At 30.7% G+C, this 11761-nt stretch carries 12 protein-coding genes; 10 read left to right on the forward strand and 2 right to left on the reverse strand.

The window, feature by feature from the left end; translation table 11 throughout:
- Nucleotides 1-2 precede the first annotated feature (2 nt).
- The 7 genes from TD29_RS18035 to TD29_RS14600 all read left to right on the forward strand — a co-directional run bounded on the left by TD29_RS18035 (nt 3) and on the right by TD29_RS14600 (nt 5317).
- Nucleotides 3-881, forward strand: a complete 879-nt coding sequence (locus TD29_RS18035) for a helix-turn-helix domain-containing protein (protein WP_052467133.1) — start codon at nt 3-5, stop codon at nt 879-881.
- A gap of 90 nt (nt 882-971) precedes the next feature.
- Nucleotides 972-1166, forward strand: a complete 195-nt coding sequence (locus TD29_RS14575) for a hypothetical protein (RefSeq protein ID WP_040281634.1) — start codon at nt 972-974, stop codon at nt 1164-1166.
- A 4-nt stretch (nt 1167-1170) separates the two neighbouring features.
- Entirely contained in the window at nt 1171-1548 is a 378-nt protein-coding gene (locus tag TD29_RS14580; protein ID WP_040281636.1) for a nuclear transport factor 2 family protein, read from the forward strand.
- 197 nt (nt 1549-1745) lie between these two features.
- Entirely contained in the window at nt 1746-2489 is a 744-nt protein-coding gene (locus tag TD29_RS14585) for a hypothetical protein (RefSeq protein WP_040281638.1), read from the forward strand.
- Between the two features lie 8 nt (nt 2490-2497).
- Nucleotides 2498-3652 (forward strand): ergothioneine biosynthesis protein EgtB, encoded by a 1155-nt coding sequence (gene egtB / locus TD29_RS14590; protein WP_241485285.1) that lies wholly within the window; start codon nt 2498-2500, stop codon nt 3650-3652.
- A gap of 47 nt (nt 3653-3699) precedes the next feature.
- Complete coding sequence (locus tag TD29_RS14595) at nt 3700-4647, forward strand: L-histidine N(alpha)-methyltransferase (protein WP_040281640.1); 948 nt, start codon at nt 3700-3702, stop codon at nt 4645-4647.
- A 1-nt stretch (nt 4648) separates the two neighbouring features.
- A complete protein-coding gene (locus TD29_RS14600) occupies nt 4649-5317 on the forward strand; it encodes an aspartate/glutamate racemase family protein (RefSeq protein WP_040281642.1) in 669 nt (222 codons plus the stop codon).
- A 288-nt stretch (nt 5318-5605) separates the two neighbouring features.
- On the opposite strand, the gene TD29_RS14605 is transcribed toward TD29_RS14600, so the two are convergent.
- Nucleotides 5606-6247 carry a thiamine phosphate synthase gene (locus TD29_RS14605; protein ID WP_040281644.1) on the reverse strand — a complete coding sequence of 214 codons (642 nt, stop codon included), beginning with the start codon at nt 6245-6247 and terminating at the stop codon, nt 5606-5608.
- A gap of 319 nt (nt 6248-6566) precedes the next feature.
- On the opposite strand from TD29_RS14605, the gene TD29_RS14610 reads away from it, so the two are divergent.
- From TD29_RS14610 to TD29_RS14620, 3 genes are all read left to right on the forward strand, one after another.
- On the forward strand, nt 6567-8330 hold the full coding sequence (locus tag TD29_RS14610; RefSeq protein WP_040281646.1) for a transcriptional regulator: 1764 nt from the start codon (nt 6567-6569) through the stop codon (nt 8328-8330).
- Between the two features lie 195 nt (nt 8331-8525).
- The gene (locus TD29_RS14615; RefSeq protein ID WP_040281648.1) at nt 8526-9056 is read left to right on the forward strand and encodes a hypothetical protein; all 531 of its coding nucleotides are present in this window, start codon (nt 8526-8528) and stop codon (nt 9054-9056) included.
- Between the two features lie 125 nt (nt 9057-9181).
- Nucleotides 9182-9829 (forward strand): hypothetical protein, encoded by a 648-nt coding sequence (locus TD29_RS14620; RefSeq protein WP_152611532.1) that lies wholly within the window; start codon nt 9182-9184, stop codon nt 9827-9829.
- Between the two features lie 1075 nt (nt 9830-10904).
- On the opposite strand, the gene TD29_RS14625 is transcribed toward TD29_RS14620, so the two are convergent.
- Complete coding sequence (locus TD29_RS14625; protein ID WP_040281652.1) at nt 10905-11759, reverse strand: alpha/beta fold hydrolase; 855 nt, start codon at nt 11757-11759, stop codon at nt 10905-10907.
- Nucleotides 11760-11761 lie beyond the last annotated feature (2 nt).

An 11761-nucleotide genomic window follows, 5' to 3' on the forward strand; every position in this document is an offset into this window, starting at 1 on the left:
TCATGTCTAAAGAAATCCCTCATATTTCATTTAAATCTTCAAATCCAGATAACAATGGTATTGAAATTTTAACGATTGAAAGTCTTGCGGCTCGCAAGAAAGATGCAAATCATAATCCGGAAAGAGCACATCAAGTGGCATTTAATATGATTGTTTTTTACACACATGGCGAGAGCAAACACTTGGTAGATTTTATTTGGCATCCTGTAAAAAAAAATACATTAATTCATATTTCTAAAGGTCAGATTAACCGTTTTCAATTTCAACCTGGTTTAAAAGGTTATATTTTATTATTTACCGATGATTATTTAAAAAATCAAATACATACATTGCCGAAAACTGAAATAGACAGGTTATTTAATTCACAATTATTTTCTCCTATCATTGAAGTGCCTGCTGAGTCTAATATTGAAAGATATATGACATTATTTGATGAAGAATATTCAAATTTAAATGATAACCTTAATCAAAATGCTATTTGTAATGCACTTTATACTATCATTTTTTCGAAGTTAGAACGGTTGAAGAAATTTCAAACCCATCATTTAAAACACTCTGAAAAACTAAGTACGTTTTTAGAGTTTAAGTCTCTTTTAGAAAATCACTTTAATGAAAGTCGAAATGCCGATTTTTATGCCATCAAGTTACATATTACTTATAAACATCTTAATACAATTTGTAAGGACATTGTTGCCATAACTGCCAAACAGTTTATAGATGAGTTCATAGTTTTAGAAGCTAAACGATTACTTATAAATTCTAAAATTAAGAGCACTCAATTAGCTTATTCTTTAGGTTTTGATGAACCCACAAATTTCGTAAAGTATTTTAAGAAACATACAGGATTTACCCTAAATCAGTTCAAAAAAGACTATTTATAAGTTTAAGGGTTCGGTATTAACCATTTATAAGGGCATATTTATCTGTTACAATATAAAAGGTTTCATGACATTTGTTACAAAGAAATAACAATGTCAGATATAAAAACCTGCCCAAAATGTGGCGCTAAAGCAACCTATAAAATTAAAGGAACTATTGAAGCTTTTGAAGCTGTTCAAGATGATGAAGCCTTTAAAAAAATCGGGCAACTTAAAAAAGCAATGCAAAAATATAAGGATAAAGCAGAAGCTTTAGAGCAAGAATTACAAACACTAAAATCATTATAAAGTTATGGATATTCAGCACAATAAAAAAAATGCTATTGCCTTTTATAAAATGGCTTATGAAGGGAATCCAGAAAAAGCGGTCGAATTATATGTTGGAGAGCAGTATATTCAACACAACCCAATGGTGGCAGATGGACCTCAGGCATTTATAGATTATTTTAATCGTATGCAAAAAGAATATCCTGTAAAAACTATGGATTTTGTACGAGCTATTGCTGAAGATGATTTGGTAGCCTTACATACGCATCAAGTTTGGCCAGGTAACGATCATTATATTACCATGGATTTCTTTAGGTTTGATAGCCAAGGGAAAATTATTGAGCATTGGGATAGTATTCAACAAATACCTGAAACATCAGCCAACAATAACACAATGTATTAAAGCGTAAACGCTACAAGTTTATACGTCATTGGCTTAGATTTAACTTGAGTATTTTTACTGTTATAAACTAAACCCTTACATTTATTACCACAGAAAAGCTTACAATCTTATTGAACTACAGACTTTTGTTTTTAGTCGTTTTTTAATCTGTAATCTTTTAAAAATCGATGCGACTGAAATCACAATAAATTTAAAAGATGAAAAAACAAATGCATTTAGCTGCTCAATATTTAGCAGCTGCAGGAATTAGCTTTTTAGAAAAAAAAGATGACGATAGTCACACTAACTTAGGTTTTAATATTAAGGACGCTTTATTAGAAACGCATGTATTATCAAATAATGGAGATCAATTATGTTTAAATTATAATACATTTTCATTGCAATGGAAATCTGGTGAAGGTTTTATAACGTCATTTTTATTAGATGGAAAAACACATAAAGAAGTTTTAACATGGTTAAAAGACACTTCTAAAAAGCATTTAAATAAAGCATACAATTATCATTTACATTACGATTTACCGTATACAATACATGACGACTTTGTTTTTTTACTAAAGACTACTTCACAGTTAGACGCATTAGTACATTTAAGAACAATGGCTCAATTAAGTTTAGAGCAAATCAATTTAGATTTTAAAACAAATGCAAGTATTAGAGTTTGGCCTCATCATTTTGATACTGGTATCTACACCACATTAGTCGATCAAACTATAAGTTTTGGACTTGGTTTAGCTATTCCTGATGATTTAAGCGAAGTTCACTATCTTTACATTAGTGCTTATAAAGATGGTCAAGCGGTTACAACTTCTGGTTTTAGTCCGCTTCAAAAAGGTAGATGGATAAATAATAACTTTAAAGGCGCTATATTACCAGCAACAGGAGTCACTAAACAAGACGCTATCATCTTTTTTAAAGCTGCTATTAATCATTACAATCAATAATTAAAATTTTGACAAAAGACATTATTACGAGATATAAAGATGTAAGGCAAGCAACGCTAGAGTTTTGCAAACCTTTACATATTGAAGATTTTTCTATTCAAGTGGTTCAATTTGCAAGTCCTGCAAAATGGCATTTAGCGCATACCACTTGGTTTTTTGAAACCTTTATTCTTAAGAAATATGTCACAGATTATAAAGAATTTGATTCTAATTTCAATTTTCTATTTAATAGTTATTATAATGGTGTTGGTGATAGAATTTTACAAAACAATAGAGGTAATATGTCACGTCCAAGCACAGATAAAGTGTTTGAGTACCGAAACTATGTTGATACAAAACTGTTAGAATTTTTAGTTGATGTTTCCGATGAAAACATTATCAAGCTTATCATACTTGGTTTACAACATGAGCAACAGCATCAAGAATTGTTGATGACAGACGTAAAATATATGTTTGGTCATAATCCAATTTTACCAGTATATCAAGACAATTTTAATAAGGTTAACGATACAAATACCACAACAAATAGTATTAAAGTTACCTCTGGATTATATAAAATTGGACACCAAGCACCCGATTTTTGTTATGATAATGAATTAGGTGTGCATCAAGTTTATGTTGACGATTTTGAAATACATAATCATTTGGTTACCAATGGTGAATATATTGAGTTTATGGAATCTGGTGGTTATTCTAATTTTAATTTTTGGTTAGATGACGGTTGGTCTTGGGTAAATAGCAACAAGATTACAGCACCAATGTATTGGCATAAAATAGATGGAGAATGGCAGTATTACACACTTTCTGGATTGAAAAAAGTGAATAAAGATGCTATTGTAGCTCATATTAATTTTTATGAAGCTTCTGCATATGCCGAATGGAAAGCTATGCGTTTACCCACCGAATTTGAATGGGAAATTGCAGCTCAACATTTGGATTGGGGAAAACGATGGGAATGGACCAATAGTGCCTACTTGCCTTACCCTAATTTTGAAACTGAAAATGGAGCAGTAGGAGAGTACAATGGGAAATTTATGAGTAATAGAATGGTGCTTCGTGGTGCTTCTGTAGCAACATCAAAAAACCATAGCAGATCAACATATCGTAATTTTTTTAACCCAACAGAACGTTGGCAATTCACCGGAATTAGATTAGTAAAATAGAAGTTAGATACCATACAAACCAACAAGAAAACACAAATAAACAAATTATGATTGACGCATTTAAGACTGAAGTGGCTAACGGACTCAATTCAAATCCTAAAACATTGCCTTCAAAATACTTTTATAATGCTATTGGTGATGCTCTATTTGTAGAAATCATGAATCTCCCAGAATATTATTTAACACGTAGTGAGTTAGATATATTTAAAAATAAAACAGAAGATGTTATCAATGCCCTTCAAATTAACTTGAATTCGCATTTTGATTTAATTGAATTAGGAGCTGGAGATGGCTTAAAAACCAAAGAGCTATTAAAATCGTTAGTCAAACAAGATTATAAGTTTAATTATCTACCTGTTGATATTTCATCAAATGCTTTACATTTATTAGAACAAGACCTTTCTAAAACCTTACCTAATTTATCAGTAAAAACACAACAAGGTGATTATTTTCAAATATTAGCCTCTTTAAAAGAAAACAATACGCCTAAGGTGATTTTGTTTTTAGGTTCTAATATTGGTAATATGAATGATGAAAGAGCCGCAAAATTTATTTACAATCTTGGTGCTAATTTAAAACCTGGAGATCAATTGCTTTTAGGTGTAGATTTGATAAAGTCTAAAGCTATTGTCCTTCCTGCATATGACGACAGTAAAGGAGTTACAGCAAAATTTAACCTCAATTTACTGCACAGAATTAATGAAGAATTAGATGGTGATTTTAACCTTAATACATTTAAACATCAACCAGAATACGATGAAAAGGAAGGTATTGCTAAAAGTTATATTGCAAGCACCATTGATCAAACCGTTACTATAAAAGCCATTGGTAAATCTTACGATTTTAAAGCAGGAGAAAAAATACATACCGAAATTTCAAGAAAATACAACGATGCGTTAGTTCAAAAAATAATTACTAATACCGATTTTAAATTAACCACTAAAATTTTGGATAGTAAAGCCTATTTTGCCGATTATATTTTGACAAGACATTAGAATGCCACAAACAAAACTTGCTATTTTAGGACTTGGAAGTCGTTCTACGCTTTATTATTTAAGCGAGCTAAATAGGTTGTATCATCTAGCAAAAGGTGGTTATAGCACGTGTCCGTTTTTGTTATTAAACACCAATTTTGATACAATTAATAGCTTGTTACCAAATACTTCAAAAGCTTTAGATGCAGCTGTAAATCATTATATTAATGATATAGAAAAGCTTGAAGTGCAACAACTCATCATCCCAAATATTACACTTCACAGTACCATAGATCGCTTACAAATTTCTAAGCATATTATTCATCCTATTGTTTTAAGTATTGAAAAAATCAAAGCACAACAATGGCAAACAATTGTGTTATTTGGTTCGTACTACAGTATGACATCTCCCTATATTGCACAGCACCTAGAAGCTAGTGGTATTGAAGTTTTACTTCCTACAGAAAGCGATATGCGTTTTTTAGATGTTGTAAGAAGGCATGTGTATTACAACACTGAAACCAATGATGTGATAACCAAATATCATAACTTAATTCATCGTTATTTGGCTAAAACGCCTGTGATTTTATCTTGTACAGAATTATCTATTTTAAAACCTATCGGAAATGTGAAGCTACTAGATATGGCAGATATACAAATAGAACAAGCCATACAAACTATTATAGAATAGAGCTCAGATTTACCATTTTTTGACACAGATGTATCATTATTTTGATCGTAATTAGTCCAATTTTTGCAAATTATTATTTTTCGAATTAGTAGTGTTGAAATCGAGATCATGTCCATCTTAATACTGCTTAACATATAGTTCTATATAGTTTAAAATAAAAACATAGTACATATAATGATAATGACACGTTAACTATTAAAGTAATAGTAATTTGTGATTAATAGCGAAAAAGGTTGTCGTGTAGGCAACCTTTTTCATGTTCTAAAACTTTTTTAAATAACCGAGGTCTTAAAATGTGTGACGTTGCTCTTGAGTTGAAGACGCGTTTAATAATTGATTAAATATTTTAATCGTATCAAAATTTTGTTCAATAGCGGTTGTAGCAGCAATACCCGAAACACCAGTATTTAAAATCGCCCTAACATCAGTAGTGGTAATACCTCCAAAACCAAGAATTGGCGTTTCGGTTTGTAAAACATCTACGATACTTGTAAATCCGTTTAATCCTAAAACAGTATCAAATTGGTCTTGAGTTGTAGTTGTTCTAAACGGACTCAACATCACATAATCTACCTCTTTAGCAATGAGCATTTCACAATCTTGCAAGGTGTTTGCTGTAGCACCAATCATTTGCCAAGGTTCTAAATGTTTTCTAGCTATCGTAGGGCAGACATCGGTCTTTTCTAAATGCACACCATCTGCTTTTATCGCTTTTGCAACCTTATAATGACCATTTATAATGAGCCTAGTTTGATAATGAGATGTAATTTCTATGATGTTTTTTGCGAGTTTTAACACCTTTTTTTCTGAGCCATTTTTAACGCGCAATTGCACCAATTCTATTCCTGAGGTGCAGGCTTTTTGAATGTGTTCTAAACACGCTTTTGGTGTCGTATCTTGTGATATATAATGTAATTTAGGAATCATCATGGTGAAGCGCAGTCATTGTTATTAGCCTGTAAAAATACAACTTTTAAAAGCAGTATCTCATGTGTTGCGTTTTCCAAAATATCGATTTTTTGTTGACTTCGGAAATGAGCCAAATCACCATTTTTGGCATTATGAGTCGTGTTTTGTTAAGGGATTAAAATTCATACGGTTATCTTCAAATAATCTAAATACGCTTTAAGACTAGATGCCATTTGGTTTGTATGTAATTCCTCACACATTTAACACTACCAATTTTGGTTTTCTGTTATGATTTCCGAAGAAAAAAAGTACCTTTAAATCCAATTAACTATTTATAAACGTGGATTTTAAATATTACTATGTAGCGCTTTTTTTACTATTAAGTTTAGGAACCCAAACCCTTTGGTCACAATCTGCGATACCTTCTAGCGAAGAAGCGTATGCAGCATATAAAGCCATAAGCGATTCTATGGCTATAGAATTTCCTGAGGATAATATTAGAACGTTTAGACGTGAATCCTTTTCTGATGCTCAATTGCAAACCTACGTATCGCTTCATTTTAAACGTTTAGATGCTTTACAATATATAGATGGTCATCATACCTTTGTATTAGACAGTTATTTGCATTCTGGTAATTGGTTTAAAGAAATTGGTTTTCCTAAAGAGTGTATCAAATCCTATTTTAAATTTTTTAACTATTACCAAAATAATGAAGCGTCTCTCACAGCTTTAGAGCGTGAAAAATATATAGAAATGCGTAGCTATGCTAGAAGTTTAATGGCTGATAGTTATGCCAAACTTGGTGTGTTGGATAGTGCTGCTATACAGCATAAAAAAAATATGAATTTCACTAAAAATTATGACTATATACATAAACCTTCATCTATTAATAATTATGGTCTCTTTTTATATTGGCATAAAAAGGAACTAGATTCTGCGTTGTATTATTTTAATTTAGCGCATACTATTACTAAAGCAAAATTTCCTTCACATACGCTTATAGGAAGTATACGGGATAATATTGCAGATGTTAATATAGATCAACACAATTATGAAAAAGCCTTACCCTTGTATGAGGCCAATTTCGACTTTTATAAAAATGCTATAAATGAACGTTCTTTAACTAAGGATATTCCTAGATTAATAAGTGCAGGTGCACAATTGGTGACTACAAATTCAGTTTTAAATAGAGTAGAGGAAGCACAACAAAACTTTAATGAACTAGAAGCAATTGTTATCAAACAAGAACGTAATAATACATTGTTGGCTAGTTCAAAATTAGAATATCTAAAATCTAAACAAGTACTTTTAGAGCAGCAACATAAATTAGCTGCAGCTTATGTTACAGCAAAACAAATAAAACAGTACTCAGATAGTTTACATCAAATTACTAAAGCTGCCGATAATAAATGGCAAGAAGAGCTTAATGATGTTACTATGGATCGTATTGCGCTTAATTTTAAATTGGATAGTATACAAAAGGAGAATAAAATTAAAAGTCAGAAAACAAAACTGTGGATTATTGGTTTATTGTCATCCATTTTTATCATCCTATTAATGGGACTTATTTTGAGTAGACGTCAGCATCTTATCAATGCCAATAACAAGCAATTATTAGCAGAGCAGAAATTAAAAATGACCTCTTTAGAAGTAGCTCAACTTAATTCAGATATTAAATCTAAAGAACGTGATCTTTCTGACTTTGCAATAAAATTAACTCAAGATCAAGATTGGGCTAAAGACATTGCCAATCAAATTGAAACTATTAAGCAAACAGCATCAAATAAACGTGACGAGCTTATTGCTGAGCTTGACCAAACGATTACTAATAAATTAAATGTAGATAGTGATACTAAAGATTTCTTTGAACATTTAGATCATTTAAATAATGCATTTTATAGTAAGCTCACTGATGCGTATCCTAATTTGAGTAAAAATGAGATACGGTTATGCTCACTTATTCGCTTAAAAATTGAAAGCCGAAACATTGCCACACTTCAAAATATTACGGTTGCATCGTTAAATACGAGTAGATATCGTCTACGAAAAAAACTAAACCTTACTGAAAACACAGATTTAGATCTCTTTATTCAGAATATATAAATACTTAATTACCAACTACTTAGCGTTTAAATATAGTACTTGTCTATCAATTGTCTATTGCCTGTTGATTGCTTGTCTATCTTAATATTACGATTAAACAACTCATTCACTGTACTTTAGAGGTGTTGAATGTTGCTACCCATTTTTAAGGTCCAACATGATTTAATTAAGTATAATCTATAAACACTATCTCTCATGAAAACTCGTATTCTTGGCTTATGTCTTTTAGGTCTTGCCAACCTGCTCTCTGCACAAAATGAAATTGCTATGGTTACTAATGATGTAACTCACAATACGTACAAACCTAAAACGGTAAACGTTAATAATGCACAGTATTTAAATGTTAGTTTTAATAATAATGATTTGCAAATGGCAGAACGCATTAAAAAGTTACAACAAATAGCTGCAAATTATGATATCACTAAAGATCCTATTTACAGTACTAATAAAACAGTTACTTATGATGTGTTGTTTGAATCTAATGCTAATTTTATAAAAGCAGTTTACGATTATAATGGTGATATTTTGAGCACTGAAGAGTATTATGAAGGTATTAGAGTCCCTTATGAATTAAGTAAACAAGTGGCTCAAGAATTTCCAGGATGGTCGTTTAATTTAAATCGTTGTAAAATCACCTATGCAAAATCGGGCGCAGCAATTTTAACGTATGATATGTTACTAAAAAAAGGGCATCAATCTAAATCTATTTCTCGTACATTTAGATAATTAAAAATTTTGATCAATCCCTATTAAAGGCAGTCTTCTTTCTAGAAACTGCTTTTTTTTATTTAAAAAGGAGGGAAGCCTACTACAAATGGATTTCATATATTTAGAGTATATATGATGTTATTATGATTAAAAAAACCGTGTTTTCATTACTATGCTGCTTGTTGTGTTACATTTCCGAAGGGCAAATATTTGTAAATGATGTAGAACGTGTGGCTATTGTGGTAATTGATTATTGTGTAGATTCTAGCGGAAATCGTTATAATTTGACCATTAACGATGAAAAAAGTACTTATAAAGATAAGGATTGGCAATACAATTGCATGACGCATTTTGAGGAAAGTAGATTGATGTATCCTGAAAAAATGGGAGATCAATGTTGGCAGGCAGTTTATTATTTTGTGAATCCGAAATATAAAACCTACGAATTACCAGCAGCCGAAAGAGCAAAATGTAAAGACTTACACAAAGGTGAATTTAAATACGAAAGTCCTGCATATAACCAAACGCGAATTATACGACGGAAACATAAACAGTTAGAATTGAATCCAGAAAAAGATCAACGACAAGTGTATGATATCAATTGGCTAGACGATCATGTGTATACGTTAAAGGCTTTAAAACTACCATTAGCTAAGGACGATAGTAAAATTGGACGAACTATAAAAGTTGAAATTATAGAACTGCTAAATGATTCGTCATATTTATATCGTGCTTCAGAAAGTGATGATGATCCTAATGTGGTGTATGGTGTGATTACAAAAGTAAAATAAACGGACTTTAGATATTTTCAATCTGAAACTTTCTAAATAGTACATTGCTTATAAATCGCGTATTTGAAAACTATAGTAGGATTATCCAGAATATACAATTTAGAGAAAAGGTTTATTTATTGACAAAAGGGAATATACAGTATGTTTTAAATATTTCTATTTTACATAATGTAAATTATAGTACAAATGTGTTTGTGTGAGAAAATAGCGAATAAAACTTTTGGGTTCTATTTTACATAGTTGCAGATATGACGCCTTTAGGTTCATATCGATAGATAAATCGACATTAGGAGATTCACGAAATCCATAAATCAAAATATAAATGTGTGAGTAATTATGTAACAGCTATTTTACGTGAAGTTATTTGTAAACATTCGTAGGCTATAATTCTATACTATGTAAAATACCCCAGAAACATTTGTCTACTAAAGAAACTACAGAACTTGGGGCAATTAAACTTATAAGCGGTTTGCTTCGCAGATTTTATAAAACATTCTGTACTATAATTTGACGTTATGTAAAATATCCGCTGCCAACGCTTATTGTTTTTACAAATCAAATTGCTTATTGCAATTTATTTATAACTCAATTTCCAGCCGCTTGCCAGCGCCAAAATAAAAGCTAACCTTTTCGCTATGTTTTAAAACTCGCGTATTCGACAAAATGTACGTCAAAAAAAATTTTAAGCGATTCTCGTCAACTTGCCACAAGAGCATAAATTTTAAGAAAAATAAAATTCCATGCACTTGTTATATTTAATCTACTAATTGAAGTTTTCTTTTAATGTTTCATTGTCTTTTGTCTTGAAACAAAAGAAACAAAAATTCAAGGCTGCATATAATTTTGGAAACAATTTACGTCTCACTCGCTATATTTTAGGAAACTTCTGAACTGATTAAAATTGTTCTGAAATACCATTTATAATTGAAAGTCTTAAGATTGTTTATTGCTAAATCCCTAAAATATACACGCTCACTTCACCTTATTGTTTTGCAAAATTTTATGAGGCCAAGTTTAACATCTAGATTTTATTTTACATAATACTATGAAATAAGAATTAATGGTTAATCTAAATTTACAAGCTATTTAATATCTTCTCTTCTATCTCATTGAACCCTTTATTACTAGGTACGTGTTTAGATTCGTTAAGTAAAACTACTTCCTTTAAAGTTGGAAAAATTCTTTTCGATCTTTTTATCATTTTCCCTCCAGGAAACATAAGATCTTTTTCTGCTGCAAAAATTGTAATTGGTGTATTTATATTTTGAGCATTCTTCTTTGATATTATTGGTAAAGGCGAAAAATCCATGTTGCAATGCTGAAAAGTAGTTGACATAAATGTTAATGCAAAATCATCATATTCGGTAAAAAGCACATTCATTACTTTTTTAATGTATTGCTGATTATTTGTTTTTATGAACTTTTTTAAAGGCAAAAACAATTTAAAAAAGCCTAAAAGAGGATTTCCGTTTACTATATAAACAGGCGCTATTAGAAAGACTTCTTTTATTTGTATTTGACTAAATTCTAGAGCTTTTAAGCTGATGAGTCCACCAAAAGAAAATCCGACTAAAGTCACGTTGGTAAGACCTAATTTAATAATAACCTCTAATAACCATTGTCCGTAGTCTAGGGTTTTCATTTGTAACCTCTTTTCATCGCTTTTATTTGGCTGTGCCAATACGTCTACTGCATAAACACAATAATTCTTTGTTAAGCCTGAAAATGATTCTAACATTAAAGGTGCACAACCTCCAGTGCCATGAATGAGGACTAAAGGTGGTAGTTCTGTATCTCCTGTTACTATAACATTGGTATTTCCAAATTGGGTTTCAGCTATTTCTTCAGTATAAGTAATATTAAGATTTTGAAGCTTTTGACTATAAAGTTTTAGAATTATTTCTTTCCCTTCTTTTGATTTAAAAAACATGA

The organism is Psychroserpens damuponensis (assembly GCF_000826655.1).
GTDB classification, from domain to species: domain Bacteria; phylum Bacteroidota; class Bacteroidia; order Flavobacteriales; family Flavobacteriaceae; genus Psychroserpens; species Psychroserpens damuponensis.

Excerpts from the sequence above, each read along its gene's own strand:
- TD29_RS14595 (WP_040281640.1), top strand. The coding sequence starts at position 3,700 with ATGATTGACGCATTTAAGACTGAAGTGGCTAACGGACTCAATTCAAAT.
- TD29_RS18035 (WP_052467133.1), top strand. The coding sequence starts at position 3 with ATGTCTAAAGAAATCCCTCATATTTCATTTAAATCTTCAAATCCAGAT.
- TD29_RS14580 (WP_040281636.1), top strand. The coding sequence starts at position 1,171 with ATGGATATTCAGCACAATAAAAAAAATGCTATTGCCTTTTATAAAATG.
- TD29_RS14605 (WP_040281644.1), bottom strand. The coding sequence starts at position 6,247 with ATGATGATTCCTAAATTACATTATATATCACAAGATACGACACCAAAA.
- TD29_RS14585 (WP_040281638.1), top strand. The coding sequence starts at position 1,746 with ATGAAAAAACAAATGCATTTAGCTGCTCAATATTTAGCAGCTGCAGGA.
- TD29_RS14620 (WP_152611532.1), top strand. The coding sequence starts at position 9,182 with ATGATTAAAAAAACCGTGTTTTCATTACTATGCTGCTTGTTGTGTTAC.
- TD29_RS14625 (WP_040281652.1), bottom strand. The coding sequence starts at position 11,759 with ATGTTTTTTAAATCAAAAGAAGGGAAAGAAATAATTCTAAAACTTTAT.
- TD29_RS14600 (WP_040281642.1), top strand. The coding sequence starts at position 4,649 with ATGCCACAAACAAAACTTGCTATTTTAGGACTTGGAAGTCGTTCTACG.
- TD29_RS14615 (WP_040281648.1), top strand. The coding sequence starts at position 8,526 with ATGAAAACTCGTATTCTTGGCTTATGTCTTTTAGGTCTTGCCAACCTG.
- TD29_RS14575 (WP_040281634.1), top strand. The coding sequence starts at position 972 with ATGTCAGATATAAAAACCTGCCCAAAATGTGGCGCTAAAGCAACCTAT.